Genomic DNA, 20,186 nt, shown 5'->3' on the forward strand with positions numbered 1-20,186 from the left:
GCTAGTACTCGATATCAAATTTTTTCATTCGACGATACAAGGCCTGACGGCTCATATTGAAGTGTCGAGCAACTTTTGCAACGACTCCTTCAAACTCTCTCATAGCCTGCTCAATATCAGATTTAGACGGTTCATTTATCGTGACAGAGGACTGATCTAGCTGCGTACTAAGGTTTAGTAAACCAAAGTCTTCGCTTTGTAACTCCCCATTTGGATTCATTACCGCAGCACGCTTACACGCATTTTCTAATTCTCTTACGTTTCCCGGCCATGGGTACTCAGTAAGCTTCTTTTCCGCCTCAAAACTCACGATGCGACCCGGTAAAAAGTGCATCACTAGCGGTAAAATATCTTCTCTACGCTGAGCAAGCGGCGGTAAGTTAAGTTCGATAACATTGAGGCGATAGTATAAATCTTCTCGAAACTTTCCGTCAGCGATGTCTTTTGGCAAGTCTGCGTTGGTCGCAGAAATAACACGCACTTTGACCTTACGCGTTTCCACCGATCCCAGTCTTTCAAATTCACCACTTTGTAAAACACGGAGTAACTTTGTTTGTCCTGATAGCGGTAAATTTCCTATTTCGTCTAAAAACAGCGTACCACCGTGCGCAGCTTCAAAACGACCGATCCGTTGTTTGGTTGCGCCAGTGTATGCACCACTTTCAGCACCAAACAGTTCTCCTTCGATTAGGTCAGAGGGTAAAGCTCCTGCGTTAACCTTGACAAATGGCGCGTTGGATAGCGGAGAGTTACTCTGTATAATTTCGGCAATTTTTTCTTTACCGCTGCCGTTTGGTCCGGTGATAAGGACTGACACATCTGATTTTGCTACTTGTAGCGCCATATCAACAATGCGTTGCATCGCGGCACTTTTGTAAACCAAGCCTTGTAAATTAGCCTGCTGGTTAAACTGCGCTCGCTGCTCTGCTAGTTTTCTATGCTGAGAATTTTCTTGTTTGGTTCTGCCAAGTTCAATCAGGTTGGCCACAGTCACCAGCAACTTTTGATCATCCCAAGGCTTTGCCAAGTAGTCTGCAGCTCCAGCTTTTACTAGCTGTACAGCACTTTCAAGTTCGGTCCAAGCAGTAATTAGAATAATGGGCAAATTGGCATTGATTTCTTTGAGTTGATGAAAAAGCTTAATCCCCTCATCCCCAGAAGTGGTATCAGCGGAAAAGTTCATGTCTTGGATCACCAACGCAATTCTTTGAAACGAGACTATTTTAATCGCTTCTAGTTGATTGCTTGCTGTCACTACTTGATAGTCATGTAACTCCAATAGTAACGATAGCGCGTCTACTACAGCAGGATTGTCATCGACAATTAATATTTTATCCATTGTTTTTATTCTACATTGTCAGATGCGCCACAGTGTAGCACATCTGACAGTACCTAAAATAACCTCAGCTGAGGTTAAAGTAGGTTATACACTCCGCGTTGCAATACTTGGGGAAATATCAGCTGCACTTTTGGCAGGATAAATTACCGCTAGAACACTTAACGCGATTAACCCAATACAAGTAAGCACGACAAAGCTAGGTTCTAGCGCTGGTACGGAATACAATGACATCAGTTTTTTACCCAAGAAGTAGGCTGCAATACTGCCCAGTACCAAGCCAACTGAACACACCAGCATATTTTCTACCACAAAATAACGTATGATGGCTGACTTTCTCGCGCCTAACGCTCTTCTGGTTCCAATTTGCTTAGTTCTTTTACTGATATTAAATTGTGTTAAACCGAAAATACCCAAGGCCGTAACCAGTAACAAAATAAACACCAAAACATACAACATTCTGAGCATCAAGGTATCCTTTGCGTTGTAGTTTGCTTTCTTTTCATCCAAACCAGTAATGTCAGAAACTACACGCTTGGTATCTCCTTTTAACAACGCCGCTTCAATTTTTTTCATCACTTCATCTCTACGAGCAGGATCCGTTCTTACCACAAACTTTTGCATACCCTCAGCTTGGATCATCGGCATAATCACTAGCTTTGATGCGTTATCACGTTTCGGCCACTGATTCACCATTGTCTCAACGATTCCGATGATTTTTAAAGGATGAGAACCCAAATAAACAATTTCACCTAAACCTTTTCCCTCACCAAACATGTCATCGGTAAAAGGACGACTTACAATCGCCACGGTTGGCTGGTTTTGATAATTTTTCCCCATTGTCACGTCTTCTTCAGTAAAGCTGCGGCCTTCGCTAATCTCGACGCCCAAGGTATTGATAATTTGATGATTACCGTACAACCAGCCGGCACCAACTGTTTTACTTTCTTGTGGTGCGGGCTTAAGGCGAAATCCTGTTGAACTTCCGCCTCCGACCAAAGGAATTGAGCTTATTCCAGTGACATCAATCACGCCGGGAATAGCCCGAACTGCTCGCTCATCAAGCAACCATTGCTGATTCAAATCCACGTCTTTTTCAAAAGTTAAAATGTTAAACTTAAACACTGACTCTTCAGGGTAACCTGTTGGCTTATCAAGGTACTCTACTCTGTCTTTAATAATAGACAGCGCGTTACTAACGATCGCTAATGTCAAAGTAAGTTGTAGTATGGCTAAGATAGCCCCCGCTTTGGAACGCAATAATGCATTGATGGTTGGTTTTATTTCTAACATGGCTCCCTCCTACTGCACTTTTAAATAGGTTGCAGGTGATGTTCTACATACCAACCAAGCTGGATACAGGCCGGCAATGATACAAGTAATAATGGCGATAGTTGGTGCGGCCAATAGCATAGTAATATCCATGGTTGCTAGCACTTCGTAGTAGCTATAGCTTTGACGAATTCCCCACAGACCAAGCTGTGCAAAACCAATCCCAAAAATCCCCCCAATACCGCCGAGCAAAGCCACTTCAACTAGATGCTGATAGAACACTTGCCTTTTACTAGCGCCAAGTGCTCTACGTACACCAACATCAGGTGCGCGCTTTAAGAACTTCGCCAGTAGCAAGCCTAAAATATTGGCAAGACAGACAACCAAAAACATAAAACTTAATCCAATTAAGATTTTATTGTCTTCCGTCACTACATCATTGTATTCAAGCCACTCTTCCAGATCCTTTAGGCCATATTTCAACTCCTCACGGGTAAATCGACCTAACGCCATTTGCTCCTGCATATACCCCATAAGTTGTACGCCGTAACGTTCTTTGGCTTGTTCATTAGGCAACTCTATCCACAACTGAGTCCAAAACATTTCTGAGTTTAATTTGTCATTAAAATTTCTAATATTTTCATATTTCCAGCCATTGGTGTTACCCCAAGTATCAATGCTGTAGGCTCTTGAATGACTAAATGGGATAAAAACACGTTCAGCATCATTAAAATTCCCATTATTGAGATCGTACATTTTGATATGTGGCTGCCATTCATCAATGACACCAACTACTTGGTATTGACGAGTTTCTAAAAAGATATCCTCTCCTACAACATCAGTTCTACCAAACAGCTGTTTAGCCAATACCGCATCAATCACCACAACCGGTGCAGCGTCTTTTCCTTGCTGCTCACTCCACACGCTACCGTGTAAAAAAGGCACAGCAAACATGTCGAAAAAGCCGCGAGTCGTCAGACGTGTATCTTGAATAGTAGGGTGACTTGTGCCATCGCTGTCTTTGTAAACCGCAAAACCCGACCTAAACATGGCCACCTTTTTAAAGCCATCATTCATGTTCATCAAATTCGTCGAGTCTTTGTGCGTCAGTTGATACGGCAGGTTATCTTTCGTCCAGAAGCCATCGCCGTCATCCATTGTCATTAGTTGCACAGCAAACAATTGACTGCTCTTATCTGGTAATGGATTGGCAGACATCATGTGATAAACCGACAGGCTCACCATAGTGACGCCGATACCTATTGCGATAGCTAAGGTCATTAAGGCGCTGGGAAGCGGTGTGCTTCTGAGGCTGCGCCAGGCCAAATCAAGATAATGGGTAAACATATTAAACTCCTAGGGCAGTTTTCATCGGCTTACTTTCACCGCCTTGGTATAAGGTGAAGTCTGCAACTTGGCCATCAACTACTTGAATATTGCGAGGTGCACGTCTAGCCAATTCTGGGTCGTGCGTTACCATCACGATGGTCGCGCCATCACGATTAATTTGCTCTAACAGCTCCATAACTTGGCGTGCCATTAAGCTGTCTAGATTACCGGTCGGTTCATCCGCTAACAAAAATCGAGGTTCCCCGGCTAGCGCTCTAGCAATGGCAACACGCTGCTGTTGACCACCCGATAACTGCTGAGGTAAATGCTTCGCACGTCCCGCCAAGCCAACTTGCTCTAAGCACTTTTCGATGCGTCGCTTGCGCTCAGCCGCTTTAATACCACGATAACGTAATGGAACTTCAACGTTTTCATACAAATTCAAATCAGGAATAAGGTTAAAACCTTGGAAAATAAAGCCAATTTTTTGGTTTCTAAGATCTGCACGTTGATTGTCATTCAGCTTGCCTACATCAATACCGTCCAGTACATATTGTCCACTGGTGTACGACTCTAGCATGCCAGCAATATTCAAAAAGGTGGTTTTACCCGAGCCTGAAGGTCCTGTCACCGCGATAAACTCGCCCTCTTGCACGTTCAAGTTAAAGTCTCTTAGCGCGTGAGTTTGTACCATGTCGCTTTGATAAATTTTGCCAATATTGTTCATTTCTAACATCGTATTTTTCCTTATTATCTTATTAGTACGCTTTGTTCTCTGTTAAATGCTTCATAGCTGCTGATAATGATTTGGTCGCCAGGCTCAAGACCCGAAACCACTTCAACCTCAGCTGTACTTGAAGCACCTGTCGCGATGTCTATGCGATGTGCAATATCACCGTTCACTTTGTATGCGACGAAACCACCATCATTGATGAATGAACCTCGTCTTACTTTTAATACATTTTCTTTGTTTTCTAGGAAGATACGAGCAGATAAGCGCTGATTTTGTCTTATCCCATCGATATCGCTATGTTCAAACCTAACTCTGGTTGTCACTTCTCTGTTATGCACTTCAGGGGATATGGCCGATAAGGTACCCGCAACTTTCTTACTGCCAATTTCTAATCTGACCGACATGCCCAGACCAAGCTCTGCGGCGTAGCTCTCAGGCACCTGGAGTTCAGCTTCATAAGCCGATAGATCAACCAGCTTCATTAAACTTTGGTTAGCATTCACTAAAGCATTTGGCTCAATCAGCAAGTTCCCCACAATGCCACTTACAGGCGCTATGATTTCAAGGTTACTCACCTGTCTTTGTAATTCAGCAACCACTAGTCGCTGTCTCTCAAGTTGGTTTTCAACCGAGCGAAGCTCAAACGCTAGGGTATCTTTACCCAGACTCACCTCTTTTTGCGCATGCTCATAGTTAAGTTCCGCTCTAGCTAGATCATCCTGCGCTTTCTCTAAATCAATTTGACTAATCAGGTTCTTTTTGATCGAAAGTTGCGCACGCCGATTTTCTCTTTTCGCCGCTTGTAGTTCTACATTGGCTAAATCTAGTGTCTTGCTTAGTGCTAAGTTTTCACGTCTCACATCTAGCTGCTTACGTCCAAATTCCCCATCCAGTCGCTCTAATTCAGCCTGCTCTTGCTGCAAGCGGTTGTTTAATGTCGGGCTATCCACTTTGGCCAGTAATTGACCTTTTGTTACCGTGTCTCCCGCTTTTACCAGCAAATCGACATAGCCTTGCTCTGGGCTGTATATTTGCGGCGCATTTGCTGCCACTATTTGACCTGTTGCTGCGATATCTCTAACCAAAGTCCCTTTTTCAACAACTGCAATCTGAATCCTGTCTCTGGATACTGAAATGTTCGCGTCATGACTGACAAAAGCACTTGCCGACGCCAACACAACTAACACACCAACTGCACAGCCAAGTAACCACTTTATTTTCTTAGGTTTTGAGTTACTAACCTGTATGTCCTGACCACTGGTATCTTTGATCATAACCATGTTCCTTTTTCTTTAATGACTTCAAAGAGCACGATGCCAAACGCCCAAATCAACACAATGACTGGTGGTAAAAAGAAAACGTCCGGGATCATCACACTAACCTTTTAAGATAACTTACGTAGATATATACCAAAGTCATGCCAAAAATTAACAGACTGAATTGTAAGGGGTTTTTATTTTTACCTAGAAAAGAACACTGTCCGCGGACAGAAAAAGTGTCCGCTCCGGACACTTTTTCATCGTCACAATGTTTAATACTCATCCGCAATAACACTTAATCATTTTGAAAGATTAAACCTGACGATAGCTGCGTTAAAAATTTCTCATTTAGAACAACTAAATAACGAAATTTTTGCCTTGCCTGCATGGATGTAGGTACCTTAGCGGTAGCAGGACGCGAGAGCGGAACTATCAACAAGGTTTTCTTGCTTCAAAATGGACCTCTTAGTTAAGCAGATTGGTATAATCTGTAGATATTGGGTGAAACGGTTTTTTTACCTTACCGATATGCGACAAAGATCAGGTTTGCAAAGGAATATGAAGAGTGACTTTGGTACCGCGGCCAGACGTTGACTCCACTTCGATGTCGCCGCCATGGATTTTTAAGATATTTGACACCATGGCTAATCCCAAGCCGCAATGTTTAGAGGGCGGTTTTGTAGTAAAGAAAGGTTCAAAAATACGTGCGAGATGCTTGTGGCTGATACCATGACCACTGTCGATAACCATGATTATCAAATTCGGTTCATTGACGGTTGCTTGCAAATTGACTTGTGCTTTTTCTGGTTGCCGACTTTCAATCGCATTTCTCAATACACAGTAAATAGCATGCTGCATCAATATCGGTGCACAATGTAGTTCTATAGCGTTGCTGTTTTCACAGTTCAGATCCTTGAGGCTTACACCTTCAAACTCTAGGTTCGTGAGCACAGGTTGTAAGATCTCTTCTGTAAATTTAACTTGCTGTATCTTGTTTTGAGAACCGATAAAAAACATATTCAGTTCTTTGATAATATATTGAATACGCTCAAGCCCTGTGCGCATTTCCGCTATCACATCATCACTTTCACTTAACGACCAGCCAATTTGATATTGCTGCTCTAACTCCTCTAACAATGACCGCTGTGCAGCCAAATATTCAGGGTGATTGTTCAGTGTTTGCCAAGTCTTTAAAAATTTTGCTAGGGTCGCCTGCACAAACTCTAGATTACCTTTTAAGTAACCGAGTGGATCTCCGATTTGATGTGCAATCCCTGCGGCTAACTCACCGACCGAAGCCAACTTTTCCGATTGTTGTAGTGCGTTTTGCTGCTGCTCAATCCGCGCCGTGGCTTGATGTAACTCGCTGTTTGATTTTGCTAACGCAGCACTGCCCTGTTGAAGCTGTAATTCGAGTTGCCCATTTTGCGCTTGTAATTGTTTTGTAAGCTGTTCCAGTTTGATGATATCGCGATACGATCTGAGCGCGGCTGTCAATGTTGTAAACAACCTCGCTTTGGTGAGGTCTGTTTTGGCTTTGTAGTCGTTAATATCGTATTTAAGCATCAGTTCATGCTCAGGAATGTCGCCAGACTGTCCCGTTCGCAACACAATTCTGACGTGCTCATTGCGCAGTTCTTCACGAATAAACTGTACGCACTCAAATCCCGAATTCTCATTTTCCATAATGACATCGAGCAATACCAACGCGATAGAGTCAAACTGCTGCATAACTTGCATTGTTTCAGCTTTACTGTAGGCATGAAGGAGTTTGATCGGTCGGGATTCAAACCGATAACTACTCAACACTAGCGCGGTTACCTCGTGGACTTGCGGTTCGTCATCAACAACTAAGACGAGCCAAGGTTGAAACTCTTGAGAGTGAAGTTCTGTGGGTTCTCTATCTGGACTTAAGAACGAAAGAGGAGAAGGCTTCTTGCTCATGGAAGTACATCATAACTTTTCAATCCCATAAGCTTGGTACAAAAATCACAAACAACCAAATTAAAGGCGTTTCGAACGCCTTTAATAGCAAGGTACTGTAACTAAGTAACCTATATCAAAACGAGATAACTGCGTCGATTTCACCGCTAGCAACGGTTTATTCTCTCAAGTTGATTGTGTTTTAACGTGGATCACCAGTGACTGTTTACAACACTTGCTTTAGTGCTTGTTTGTAATGACTTCGACACAAGGAAACATAGCGATCGTTACCACCAATCACCACCTGATCACCATCGGCAATGGCACGACCGTGTTCATCAGTCCTAAGTACGCGGTTCGCCTTGCGGCCACAGTGGCATATGGTTTTAAGCTCAATCAGTTTGTCAGCCCAGGCCAGTAAATACTGTGCACCTTCGAATAACTCACCACGAAAATCCGTTCTAAGTCCGTAGCACAACACTGGAATATGATACTCATCCACGATGTCGGTCAATTGAGCAACTTGTTGTTTGGTTAAAAATTGACATTCATCTACCAGTATACAATCTACTTTTTTGGCTTTGTGTGTCTGTAACACCAGTTCTACAATATCAGTTTTATTTTCATACACTTGTGCTTCTGCTTCCAAGCCAATTCGAGAAGCAACTTTACCAACCCCAGCACGGTCATCAATCGCCGCGGTCAGGATTAACGGTTGCATGCCGCGTTCTCGATAGTTAAAAGCAGATTGTAAAAGTGTGGTTGATTTTCCTGCATTCATTGCAGAGTAGTAGAAATAGAGTTGCGCCATAACCGTTATACAATACTAAAACTTCGCCCTAGTTTACCCTAACTTGAATTAAAGCGGGAGCGTGAATGCAAATTGCCAGTAACTCATCTCGATTATTCGCTTAAGTGCTATGCTTTGTGCCCTTTAACATGCGATGGATACAATATAGATACAAGCTTGGATACACAGCACCAAAAATAACTATCAAGCTACTTGCTCTTACAAACTCACCGTAGGTAATTTCTACAGACCCCTTTGACAATTCATATAATTCCCAAAGTCCAAGAGACAATAAAACAAAGTGCCCCACTATCATAATAGCCAAACGAAACTTGGTTTTGGCTGCATACATTGCCCAGTTTTCTGGGTCACTAAATACACTCATAAATGTTCACTTTCCTAATAATAGAATCACCGTCACAGGGGTAAAGTAGGCTATACACAAACTTCCGCATTGATGTGTATGTTTAGGGGTTACTTTCTGGGTAGGTCACCAAACCGATAATCGCTTCAGAGATGAACAGGACACCATATTGCATTGCAACGGCATACATCATCCCTATCGACGCTTGAGGATCAGAGCCTACTTCAATCACCAATCCGATTGAAACAAGTGAAACGGCAACCGCACCAACAGTACGACAGCTTATTCTTATTCTAGAGCAATAAGTTTTTTTGGTTGCTAACACAAAAATAAGGATATAAGGCAGCAACATATAAGTTAAGCCTAAAATGCTCACGTCCCAATGCTTCCAAGCTATTGAAACAAAGCACAAAAGTGATAAAACACGAACGAAATTATAAAGTTTTAAATCAAACATAAGCTTCCTTGGCACATTACAGGAGATGCGGATTACTCATGACTAAACTTAGCACCGTTTAGCATCTAGCATCCTGACTAGAGCTTTAGCTCCATTGGTTATATTACAGGAACAAAAGTTAGTTTAGCAATAGTGCTTACTTAACCTGTTCAGAGACAGGTTGTTTGCGCTGATAGTTAAGGTATAACTCATCCATATCAACAGCCTCACTGAGCTTCCATAATTCTGCAGCCAACAAGGGATTAGCATCATAAAATGCTTTTGAAAAAGCCAAATATCCATAGGTAATGTCCAAAGGAGGATAGGACGCTTTAAGTTTGTCAAATGGTGGGAGTAACTGCACTTTGGTGTTATCAATCTGACACAATCCAATAGTCGCATCAACGAGTTTTCTATCGACTAATGCCGTCGCTTCTTTAAACGAGTCGGTTTCGAGAACCTTAAATTCTTTCGATAATCGCTCCTTTGCTGCATACCCTCTAGGTAATGCAACGGTGGCAGGTATGTCAGCACTCACATCCAAGAACAACTTATCTTTGTGTTTTAACAAACAAGTAGCGATTTTATTTACCGCTAGGCTTTCGTCAACAACCGCATCACTTGTCATCGGAAACACCATATAAGCTTCTCGGGCGACCAAGTGGCTGGCAATCACGACATCAACATCGCCATGTTTTAAGTCGTTTAGGCAACGCTGCCAAGGTTTACGAATAAACACAAACCGTGCATTTATGAGTTGTTTGTTAAGCAGCTGAACGAGTTCAATACTCAACCCTGGGTTATCTTGGGGGATATTCATACTGGAATGGTGAACAAACGGTGGTGCGTGTTTGTCTTCATAGCAAAAGCGAATTTCAGTTGCAGCCAAACTGGCTTGAACACTCAACAAAAAGAATAAAGTGGCGGCTTTAATTAAGTCCCAAACCATTGTTGTGGCACCTACTGTGTAATGCTGATCCCCTCATGACTAAGCAGCCATTCCTTTGCCTCTAGTCCTCCCGCGTAACCTGTCAGCTTGCCATTGGCACCGATGATGCGGTGACACGGTACGATGATACTGATTGGATTTTTACCGTTTGCAGCACCTACCGCCCTTACCGCTTTTGGTTTTTCAAGCTGCTGTGCAACCCAACTGTACGAACAGGTAACGCCAAAAGGCACTTGCGCTAACACTCTCCAAACATCACGCTGGAACACCGTGCCCTTAACATCTAACTCTAGTTCAAATTGTTTACGCTCGCCTTTAAAGTACTCCAAAAGCTGCAATTTTGCCGATCGAATGTGTTGGTTAGTCGCCTTTGAAAATCGCTGAATAGGATAAAACCCGACATAACTCAGTCCGTTATCTGAGGCTTGGATAATAATATCGCCAATAGGCGAGGTCATAGTAGATTCGATCATAATTGTTGCCATAGCTGAAAAGTTAAATAAGAGCGAAATGGAGCACATTGCTCGATGTCGATAACTTGTTGACTTTTATCAAGTGCTTTTTTCACACCTAGATCGCCACCAAGGTAAATATCTGGGTGGCTCATGCCGCGCATTTTTGCGTAGTCCACGGTCCAAGGGCCAATGCCTTTGATGGTTAACCACTTTGAAAACTCGACATCCGCTTGCTCCACATACAATTGAGAAAACGACCGAATTGCTTGTTTTCGTCGCTCCGGCATTTTAAAAAAAGCTAGCTCATTCTGTGCGATTTGTTCTGGTGTAGGAAATAAGTATCCCCCGCTTGATATCGGAGTTCCGAGTTTTTCTACTAGCAGGGTCAGTAAGTTTCTTGCCGCTGTTACGCTAATCTGCTGACCCAAAATTGCTCTTATCCCAGCTTCAAATTCACTCCAAATTCCGGGCAAACGTAACCCTTCTTTGAGTGGTAGAGCTGGAGCATATTGCTGCAAGTGCTGCTCAATGAATTGAGTATCGGCATCCAAATCTAGCACGCGCCGTATTTGCCCTATTACTTTGGGTAGCACTTTTAGATCATCCACTTCGATACTGACTTGAAAGCGATTTTTCGATGGCTGAATAGATGCAATAAAGCTTCCTTTAGCACCATCCAACATGATGTTACGGCCATAGCTCGTGTCATTTACCCACTCCAGTTCAGGTACCACTCTCGCTTGTAAAAAGGCTTGCATCGCCGTCCAGTTGTAAGGTGGTCTGTATTGCAGATAGAGAGACAGCGCGGTTGAAGCCTTGCTCTCACTGCGTAATTCACTCGGGCTGAGCTGGTATAGTTTCAAAAATGCATCGTTGAAGCGGCGCAAAGAATTAAACCCAGACGCAAATGCAACCTCTGTCACTGGCAGTTGGGTTTGCTGTAACAATTGTTTTGCTAAATCACACTGTTTATAAAGCGCATATTGCTTAGGAGATATTCCAAAGTAACGGCTAAACAGTTGATTTAGATAGCGCACAGAAATGCCGAGTTTTTCTGCCAAGTCACTTGTTGACCATTGTAACAATATCCCTTCGTCAATCAGCTTTTTAGCCCTAACCGCGGTAGTTTCGGTGCCAAGCCATGCATAGCTCCCCGGCGCACTGTCAGGCCGACAACGAATGCAAGGGCGATATCCTGCATCTGCTGCATTATGCGCAAACTGGAAGTACTCAACGTTACACTCTTTTGCAGCTGGTGCAGGACAAATTGGTCGACAATAAATACCTGTACTTTTGACCGCAACAAAAAACAAACCATCGAACCTTGCATCACGACTATTACGCGCCTGAGCACACACCAAAGGACTATACATCACAACATTTCCTAACTAAGTTAACCCAAGCTTACCTTATTTTTGTTAAGCAACTGGCCACTTTTGGCACTCAACGTTAAGTTAGATCAACGCAAGCTGCAGGAGAAGACACATCTTCGCTTATTTCAATCGTTGTATGGTGTAAATCAAAACGACTCGCTAATAGCGCTTTCACCTTTGCTAGTGTCAAGTGCAAGGAAATATCATGTACTTTTACTTGCGCTTCAAAAATAAAATCATGTTCATTGAGCTGCCAAATATGCATGTGTACCATTTCATCGACATTCTCCAATTGCTCTACAGCATGCTTGATTTCCATTAGGTCCAGTTGTTCTGGTGTCGCTTGCATCAGTATTTGAATACTACTCTTACTCAACGCCATACCATGATAGATCACATAAGCTGATATCAGCACCGTTGCTATCAAATCGACAATGTACCACTGGTATAAAATGATCAATGTGCCAGCAATCATTACTGCAACAGAGGCTAACGCATCCGACACATTATGAATAAACGCGGCACGGATATTGATACTGGATTTCGCCCCCGCAGAATAGGTAATGAGTGCTGTTAGCAAGTCAATCACTAGAGCCAATCCGGCCAGCCATACGACAATCCAACCATCTATTGGTTGCGGCGTAATAAACCTCGATACGGCTTCGAAAAGCAAATAGAAACCAATGATTATTAAAGTCGCGCTGTTGATCAGCGCTCCTATAATTTCGGCTCGTTGATAGCCGTAAGTTAACTCTTGTGACGCTGGCTTTTTGGCAATTTTTTGGGCTAACAGTGCAATGATTAATGCGCCGGCATCACTGAGGTTGTGCAACGCATCAGCAACTAACGAAAGACTGCCCGACAACAGTCCGCCAATCACCTGCGCTAGACTGAGTAATATATTGATAAATACAGCCCACCCAAGCCGATTATCATGGTGATGATGTGCATGGGACATATGCTATCCTCGCAAAACTGAGCGGGCTCATTTACCCGCTCTATTTATCGGTTACCTACGCCACTTTAGACGGCCTTACTGTTTGCGGTGCAAAAAGTGGATACAAGCTCGGTAATATCAATAAGGTTAATAGCGTTGAAGTAAATAAACCACCCACAATCACACTTGCCAGCGGTTTTTGGATTTCTGCGCCGACACCTGTGGCCAACAGCATAGGAATAAGTCCAAGTGCGGAAGTCAGCGCAGTAATTAGCACTGGGCGCAGTCGAGAACTAGCGCCAGAAATGACAGCTTGCTGCATCTTTTGACCCTGAGCAATGCGTTGATTAATGCTTTCAACCAACACCACGCCATTTAACACCGCAACACCAAACAGCGTGATAAATCCAACTGCGCTTGGCACCGACAAGTATTGACCACTAAGATATAAAGACAACACACCACCGACAATAGCAAGTGGAATATTCACTAAAATTAGTAACACTTGTTTTACTGATGAAAAGGCCAAGTAGAGTAATAAAGTAATAAGAAATAAAGCCGCGGGAACAACAAACAGAAGCCGTTTCTGAGCACGAAGTTGGCTCTCAAATTGGCCTCCAATTTCAATGCCATATCCAGCGGGCAAGTTTACCTCAGCCGCAATTCGAGACTCTATTTCAGCAACCACACTGCCCATATCTCGCCCTTGTACGTTTGCTTGGATCACTACCCGCCGCTGTACGTCGTCCCGCCTTATCTGTGGCGGTCCCGTCTGATAAGAAACGTCAGCAACGTCACCAAGTCGCAGCCAAGCCCCAGTTTGAGATTGAATGCGAATGTCTTCAATTGCTGATTGATTGTTGCGATAGGAGTTGGCTAAACGGACGTAAATGTCCACCCGCTCGTTACCATTGATAATTTGTCCAGCGATTTCGCCGCCAACGCCTGCGCTGACAACTTCCATCACTTCGGCGACAGACAATCCATAGCGAGACAGAACCTCGCGTTTTGGTTTAACCAGTAATTGTAATTCACCTGCAATCTGTTCAGCTTGCACCGCTGTCGTGCCGGCAACTTGTTGAACCACAGCCGCGATTTCTTGACTCTTTTTTGCCAACACGTCTAAGTCTTTACCGAACAGTTTGATCGCCAGCTGGGCTTTAACACCTGATAATAATTCATCTACTCGAGTTGCTATCGGTTGAGAGAAGTTAAGTAATAGTCCAGGATACACCGCGAGTTTCTGTTCCATCAGCTGCTGTAGAGCCTTGCGATTATCTGCTGATTGCCATTCGGCGACTGGTTTTAAACCAATATATATTTCAATGTTATTGACAGGTTCAGGATCCCCGCCGATTTCAGCTCTGCCAATGCGACTTAACGCATAGGTCACTTCTGGAAATTCTAACAACAAGGATTCCAATTTAGGCGCCACGGTCAAAGCCGTATCCAAGCTTGCTGAGGGTGCTAATGTGACTCGTAAGTTGATTGTCCCTTCTTCTAACTCAGGAACAAACTCAGTACCTATTTTATCTAACAAACTTCCAGCCCCGATCGTTAACATCAGCGCGCTGCAAATAACCCATTTGCGATGACCAAGCAGCCAATTTAAAACCCCTTCATAGTGAGTGCTAATGGCTAACAACCAAGGATTTTGTCGTGGTGTAATCCCTCTTTTGAAAAGTATCACCGCAAGTGCTGGTACGACGATAAACGTCACCATCATTGCCGCAATCACTGCCAGCATGATGCTCAAAGCCATAGGTTGAAATAGTTTGGCTTCTACCCCTTCAAAGCTGAATAACGGAGTGAATACCAATAAAATAATACTTGAAGCAAAAAACACGGGTTTAGCAACTTCTTTACACGCAGCAGAGATACGCTGTGTTGTAGATTCAATTTGGCTGTACCGCGATTGTTGTTCTGCTGTTGATTGTGTTGCCGATAACGACTTTACAATGTTCTCTACCATTACCACCGAGCCATCAACCAACATTCCGATGGCAACAGCAAGGCCGCCTAGAGACATTAGATTGGCTGAAATACCAACCATCGACATCACCATTAACGCAATTGTAATCGCAAGAGGAATTGATAATAGCACCAATAAGGTAGCAGTCAGATTTAACAAAAAAAGTATGACAATCAATATAATAAGCAAGAAGGCCAGTGCCAACGCTTGCACCACCGTCATTACGGCTTGTTCAATTAAGTCCGCCTGATCGTAAAAAGGTTGAAAGGTAACTCCGTCTGGTAACGCTTGATTTATCAAAGTCATTCTTTTTTTTAACCCGTCAATCGTTGCTTTAGTATTCGCGCCAATCCGTTTAAGTACAATGCCAGTCACCACCTCACCAAGTTGTTGTGTTTTACCATCATTGCCTCGCAACGACAGTGTTACTGCGCCTTGGCGAATTTCTTCCCCAATTTGCACCTGTGCCACTTCAGCAACGGTGATCACCCGACCATCAATGGTTTTTACTGGTACCGCCGATATTTCATCCACACCGCGTTCACCACTTTGAAACCACCCAGTTCCTCTGATCACCAACTGTTCTTGTCCCCGCTGCAAATACCATCCACCTGCGTTGAGGTTATTTGATTCAATGGCAGAAGTTACTTGTTGCTGCGTGAGCCCATAAGCAAGTAACTTATTTGGGTCCACATTCACTTGATACTGACGGACACTACCACCAAACGACAACACATCTGTCACTCCGTCAATGGGCATAATCAGTAACTTAACCACCCAATCATTTAAGCTGCGCAATGCCATGGCGTCATAATCACTATTTGGCGCAGCTACCAGACGATATTGATACACTTGGCCCAATCCTGAAGTATTCGGCCCCATTTCTGGTGTTCCCACGCCGTTAGGGATTAATGATTTCGCCGCTTGCAAACGTTCAAAAACAAGCTGCCGAGCAAAGTAAATATTTGTACCTTCTTTGAATACAATCGTCACACCGGATAGACCCGTTTTAGAAATTGAACGCACTTGTTCAACATCTGGTAACGCGTACATCACCGCTTCAATGGGGTAAGTGATTAATTGTTCAACTTCTTCCGCTGCCAAGCCCGGCGCTTGAGTGTTTACCGAGACTTGGACATTTGTCACATCTGGAAACGCATCCAAATTCAGTTTAGGGATCATTGCCACGGCAGCAGCAACCACCACTAGCAAAATAATAACGACTAGTAGGCGTTGACGCAGCGACCAGTCGATGAGTTGATTAAGCATAGTCATCTCCTAGTGATTGTGCGGGTCAAAGCTACCCTTGGCTTGTTGTGAAGCAATAAAGAAAGCACCAGCTATAGCGACTTTACTGCCGGGCTCAATTCCAGTTATTTCAACCAAGTCGCCATAACGCTGTCCGCGTTCTACTGGTCTTGGCATAAACAAATTTGGTTGATATTCGACAAAAACCTGCCAGTTACCAGCTGCATTGAGGCTCAAAGCTTGCTCAGGTAATGCCATAACGGGAGTAGCATTAGGCACGTTAAACTTTACGGTAACAAACATTCCCGCGTGTAGTTGGTCATGAGTATTGTCAACCAGTAACCGGATGGTTCTTGTTCGTGTCACCGGATCGATAGTGTGTGCCTTTTGGATCACTGTGGCAGGATAGGTTTGCTGTTCGATCACCACTGTTGCGATGGGATCAGTGGTAAAATCGTACTCCAGTTCTGGCTGCACACTGGCTTCAACCCAAAGCTTTGATTCATCAGAAATTTCCATCACACGACTGCCAATGGTGAGCAATTGACCTTGAGCAAAGTCATCTCTTATGATCACTCCTGCACGCTGCGCTGTCAGTGTATATTGTCCCAATTCAGCACGTGTCTTTTGTTGAATCTGCTCAATCGCATTTTCAGTTAGCCCATACGCCAATAACTGGGCATAAGCTGAATCATATTGATTCTGTGCGGTATGTTTTTCTTTAGCACTTACCGCCTGTCGAGACAGTTTTTTTACTCTTTGCCATTCGCTATAACTTAGCAAATAATCAGATTGCGCTTTTGCCATCACTTCACTATAAAGCGTGACTAATGGCTGACCAACTGCCACCGTTTCACCCAAAATAGTATGTCGCTGTAAAATAACTGAATCAATGCGAGGTGATACAACGTAACTAGTGTAACCGTTTGCTTTAACTTCAGCCGGAGCCGAAATGGTTTGTTTGAGCGGTTTAGGCAATAGCTGAACCACTTCAATACCTGCAACTTGACGTTGGTCAGCTGTGAGCTGTATGCCTTCGTTTTGTTCATGCTGTTCATGCTGTTCATGCTGTTCATGCTGTTCATGCTCATGATTCGCCCCAGCATTAGCCTGATTCAACAACAGTGACGATAAAAACAATAACGAGACTAAGTTTAATTTTGTATTCATTATAAGCTTCCGTATAAGGCAACTTATACCAATATTAATAGTTACTCATTTTGAGGAACCAAACCTGACGTTAGCAAGACGCGAGAGCGGTGCTATCGACAAGCTTTTCTTGCCTCAAAGTAGATCATTTCATTAAGTGAATTGGTATTAACCTTGTAAATTGCCAATCATGACATACCATTTTTGGGACAAACCGCAGTTGAAATGACAGCGCATTAACAACAAGTTCGACGCCAATAAACGGCAGATCAAAATCAAATTAATATTAACGATGTATTTGATGAGGAAGTGGACAGACGCTTAAACTCGAGCAACGATGCTAATACCAATCCGCAATAACACTTAATCATTTTGAAAGATTAAACCTGACGATCGCTGCGTTAAAAATTTCTCATTTAGAACAACTAAATAACGAAATTTTTGCCTTGCCTACATGGATGTAGGTACCTTAGCGGTAGCAGGACGCGAGAGCGGAACTATCGACAAGGTTTTCTTGCTTCAAAATAGACCACTTAGTTAAGCGGATTGGTATAATTCCGTTATTGTCAGCCTTGAGGTTGATTCAAAGCTGAACAAAGCACGCGCAGTAATAGTTAAAATTGCCGAGTTGGCGGACTATCCAAATAAATGAATTGGAGGACGGTGGTGGCTTTCGACTCGCAGCAAGCGCTTCTTCTGAGGCTCTAAGTAATGCTCGCCTTGACTATCCGAAACGGGTGCTTCGTCCGCCTTCAGCAAAGCAAGGTTAAGATGAGTACCACTACAGTGACCGCAATGATGGCAGTCTTCAGAGCTATGGGTGTCTTTGTTTATAGTGTGATCGTCGGAGTGTTGGTGTTGTGTACTCAAGTGCTGAGCATCAATTTGATGAAAGTCTTGCAAGGCCGTAAAAAGGCTCACCACTTGCGATGTGCAAATCAACATGGCGATGATGATAAATAGCCTATTCAAACCCAACTCCGGAACAAAAATAACCTAGGTAATCTAACACTTTTAATTTTGCTGTCAACGCACCATGTCGCTAGCTGTAAGCATTAGCTATAAACGCAATTGAAATGCGAATCATAATCAATATTTAACATATTGTTTTATATAGAATTTTGTTGACTTGAACGGGTAAATCTTTACACTGACGGAAAATAATTTCTTCAAGGAAATAACATGCAAGGCAAACAACGCGTCATTGATGCATTTAATACTTTATTAGCCAACGAGCTTGCAGCTATCGACCAGTATTTTATTCATTCTCGTATGTATGAAGATTGGGGCATGACCAAACTATATGAACGTCTTGAACATGAACGAGAAGAAGAAACCACTCATGCAGACTGGCTAATTAAACGCATTCTGTTTTTAGAAGGCGTGCCAAACATGTCTAACCGTCGTGATTTACTAATTGGACAAGACGTAAAATCAATGATGCAAAATGACCTAACACTGGAATTAGAAGTAGTTGATAGCGTCAAAGCAGCAATCAAAATCTGTGAAGAAGAACAAGACTATCAATCTCGTGAAGTGTTAGAAAAACTATTATTCGACACCGAAGAAGACCATGTGTATTGGCTTGAGCAACAGATCAGACTGATCGATTTAATTGGCGCACCTAATTACGTGCAATCACAACTATAAGGAACGTAAAAGAATGAAAGGGGATAAAAACGTTATTGTGGCGCTAAATAAAGTGCTAGCTAATGAACTTGTCGGGATCAACCAGTATTTTTTACATGCCAGAATGTTCAAAGATTTTGGCTTCAGTCAACTGGATAAAGCCGACTACAAAGTGTCTATTCAGAAAATGAAGAACGCGGACCGTCTGATAGAACGCATATTGTTTCTTGAGGGCTTACCAAATTTGCAAGATCTTGGCCGTTTGCGTATCGGCGAAAATAGCGAAGAAATGATTGCCTGTAACATGAGCTTTGAGCAAACATCACTGGTCGATTTACAGGATGCGATTAAGATCTGTGAAGATAAGCAGGATTACATCAGTCGCGAAGCATTAAGCAAAATACAATGTGAACAGGAAGAACAAATTGATTGGCTGGAAACCCAACAGCAACAAATCAAGTTGATAGGCATCGAAAACTACTTACAGTCGCAAATGTGATACCAGCATATTGAAAATAAATCCAGAGTCCCGGATTCTGGATATTAAAAAAGGGCGGAATGCCCTTTTTAAGTCATAGGATTTTCAGGTTTTTGCTTAAGATAATGATCAAGCAACCTGTTCAGTCACATCGACGATTTCAATCAGTCGCTCGTTTAAAATTTTCTTTGTACAATTACAACATTTTCCACACTGCTTACCTACAGAAAGTTCCTGACTGAGTTCCCGCATAGAGCGAGCCCCATTATCAATACTTTCTTTAATGTGTTTGTCGGTTACACCGTGGCAGATGCAAATGTACATAAATGAAAACCAATATCAATTCGATTAACTACGAGTAAGTTTAATCTAAACAAAAATTGTTATCAACAACAAAATGAATAAAAACCATTCTTATTTGTATATGCGGATATCAATGACCACCATCACTGCACAACCGAGCTGTAGCTGCGGTCGCAGGATTTATAGCCTAACTTTCGTGTAATATATGCCAGTGAATTAGGCTGTTTTACCCTACCAACGGAGTACCCTAT

At 43.0% G+C, this 20,186-nt stretch carries 19 protein-coding genes; 2 read left to right on the forward strand and 17 right to left on the reverse strand.

What is annotated here, in order from left to right:
- Window position 1 precedes the first annotated feature (1 nt).
- The 16 genes from ACSLBF_RS18095 to ACSLBF_RS18170 all read right to left on the reverse strand — a co-directional run bounded on the left by ACSLBF_RS18095 (window position 2) and on the right by ACSLBF_RS18170 (window position 18,497).
- Window positions 2-1,339: a sigma-54-dependent transcriptional regulator gene (locus ACSLBF_RS18095; protein ID WP_440056789.1), complete on the reverse strand. Its 1,338-nt coding sequence runs from the start codon at window positions 1,337-1,339 to the stop codon at window positions 2-4.
- A gap of 84 nt (window positions 1,340-1,423) precedes the next feature.
- Window positions 1,424-2,629, reverse strand: coding sequence for an ABC transporter permease (locus ACSLBF_RS18100; protein WP_440056790.1), 1,206 nt, complete (start codon window positions 2,627-2,629; stop codon window positions 1,424-1,426).
- A 9-nt stretch (window positions 2,630-2,638) separates the two neighbouring features.
- Window positions 2,639-3,955 carry an ABC transporter permease gene (locus tag ACSLBF_RS18105; protein WP_440056791.1) on the reverse strand — a complete coding sequence of 439 codons (1,317 nt, stop codon included), beginning with the start codon at window positions 3,953-3,955 and terminating at the stop codon, window positions 2,639-2,641.
- A gap of 1 nt (window position 3,956) precedes the next feature.
- Complete coding sequence (locus tag ACSLBF_RS18110) at window positions 3,957-4,673, reverse strand: ABC transporter ATP-binding protein (protein WP_440056793.1); 717 nt, start codon at window positions 4,671-4,673, stop codon at window positions 3,957-3,959.
- Window positions 4,674-4,687: 14 nt separating this feature from the next.
- Complete coding sequence (locus ACSLBF_RS18115; RefSeq protein WP_440056794.1) at window positions 4,688-5,944, reverse strand: efflux RND transporter periplasmic adaptor subunit; 1,257 nt, start codon at window positions 5,942-5,944, stop codon at window positions 4,688-4,690.
- 525 nt (window positions 5,945-6,469) lie between these two features.
- The gene (locus tag ACSLBF_RS18120; protein ID WP_440056795.1) at window positions 6,470-7,873 is read right to left on the reverse strand and encodes a hybrid sensor histidine kinase/response regulator; all 1,404 of its coding nucleotides are present in this window, start codon (window positions 7,871-7,873) and stop codon (window positions 6,470-6,472) included.
- A 205-nt stretch (window positions 7,874-8,078) separates the two neighbouring features.
- Window positions 8,079-8,663 (reverse strand): thymidine kinase, encoded by a 585-nt coding sequence (locus tag ACSLBF_RS18125; protein ID WP_440056797.1) that lies wholly within the window; start codon window positions 8,661-8,663, stop codon window positions 8,079-8,081.
- A 100-nt stretch (window positions 8,664-8,763) separates the two neighbouring features.
- Window positions 8,764-9,027: a hypothetical protein gene (locus ACSLBF_RS18130; protein WP_440056798.1), complete on the reverse strand. Its 264-nt coding sequence runs from the start codon at window positions 9,025-9,027 to the stop codon at window positions 8,764-8,766.
- Between the two features lie 82 nt (window positions 9,028-9,109).
- Window positions 9,110-9,463 (reverse strand): hypothetical protein, encoded by a 354-nt coding sequence (locus tag ACSLBF_RS18135; RefSeq protein WP_440056799.1) that lies wholly within the window; start codon window positions 9,461-9,463, stop codon window positions 9,110-9,112.
- Window positions 9,464-9,599: 136 nt separating this feature from the next.
- A complete protein-coding gene (locus ACSLBF_RS18140) occupies window positions 9,600-10,391 on the reverse strand; it encodes an amino acid ABC transporter substrate-binding protein (RefSeq protein ID WP_440056800.1) in 792 nt (263 codons plus the stop codon).
- Window positions 10,392-10,402: 11 nt separating this feature from the next.
- Window positions 10,403-10,867 (reverse strand): methylated-DNA--[protein]-cysteine S-methyltransferase, encoded by a 465-nt coding sequence (locus tag ACSLBF_RS18145; RefSeq protein ID WP_440057038.1) that lies wholly within the window; start codon window positions 10,865-10,867, stop codon window positions 10,403-10,405.
- Window positions 10,861-12,219 (reverse strand): DNA-3-methyladenine glycosylase 2 family protein, encoded by a 1,359-nt coding sequence (locus tag ACSLBF_RS18150; protein ID WP_440057039.1) that lies wholly within the window; start codon window positions 12,217-12,219, stop codon window positions 10,861-10,863. Before ACSLBF_RS18150 ends, ACSLBF_RS18145 begins: the two co-directional genes overlap by 7 nt.
- A 76-nt stretch (window positions 12,220-12,295) precedes the next feature.
- Window positions 12,296-13,177: a cation diffusion facilitator family transporter gene (locus tag ACSLBF_RS18155; RefSeq protein WP_440056801.1), complete on the reverse strand. Its 882-nt coding sequence runs from the start codon at window positions 13,175-13,177 to the stop codon at window positions 12,296-12,298.
- A 55-nt stretch (window positions 13,178-13,232) separates the two neighbouring features.
- Window positions 13,233-16,397, reverse strand: a complete 3,165-nt coding sequence (locus ACSLBF_RS18160; RefSeq protein WP_440056802.1) for an efflux RND transporter permease subunit — start codon at window positions 16,395-16,397, stop codon at window positions 13,233-13,235.
- Between the two features lie 9 nt (window positions 16,398-16,406).
- Complete coding sequence (locus ACSLBF_RS18165) at window positions 16,407-17,546, reverse strand: efflux RND transporter periplasmic adaptor subunit (protein WP_440056803.1); 1,140 nt, start codon at window positions 17,544-17,546, stop codon at window positions 16,407-16,409.
- A 615-nt stretch (window positions 17,547-18,161) separates the two neighbouring features.
- The gene (locus tag ACSLBF_RS18170; protein ID WP_440056804.1) at window positions 18,162-18,497 is read right to left on the reverse strand and encodes a hypothetical protein; all 336 of its coding nucleotides are present in this window, start codon (window positions 18,495-18,497) and stop codon (window positions 18,162-18,164) included.
- Window positions 18,498-18,707: 210 nt separating this feature from the next.
- On the opposite strand from ACSLBF_RS18170, the gene bfr (ACSLBF_RS18175) reads away from it, so the two are divergent.
- Both bfr (ACSLBF_RS18175) and bfr (ACSLBF_RS18180) read left to right on the forward strand, forming a co-directional pair.
- On the forward strand, window positions 18,708-19,175 hold the full coding sequence (gene bfr, locus ACSLBF_RS18175) for a bacterioferritin (protein WP_440056805.1): 468 nt from the start codon (window positions 18,708-18,710) through the stop codon (window positions 19,173-19,175).
- 13 nt (window positions 19,176-19,188) lie between these two features.
- Complete coding sequence (gene bfr / locus ACSLBF_RS18180) at window positions 19,189-19,653, forward strand: bacterioferritin (RefSeq protein ID WP_440056806.1); 465 nt, start codon at window positions 19,189-19,191, stop codon at window positions 19,651-19,653.
- A 108-nt stretch (window positions 19,654-19,761) separates the two neighbouring features.
- Here the strand turns inward: bfr (ACSLBF_RS18180) and ACSLBF_RS18185 are convergent, their stop codons facing one another.
- Window positions 19,762-19,956 (reverse strand): (2Fe-2S)-binding protein, encoded by a 195-nt coding sequence (locus tag ACSLBF_RS18185; protein ID WP_440056807.1) that lies wholly within the window; start codon window positions 19,954-19,956, stop codon window positions 19,762-19,764.
- Window positions 19,957-20,186: the final 230 nt, after the last annotated feature.

Origin of the sequence: Pseudoalteromonas sp. T1lg65 (assembly GCF_051930985.1) — a bacterium.
Classification (GTDB): domain Bacteria; phylum Pseudomonadota; class Gammaproteobacteria; order Enterobacterales; family Alteromonadaceae; genus Pseudoalteromonas.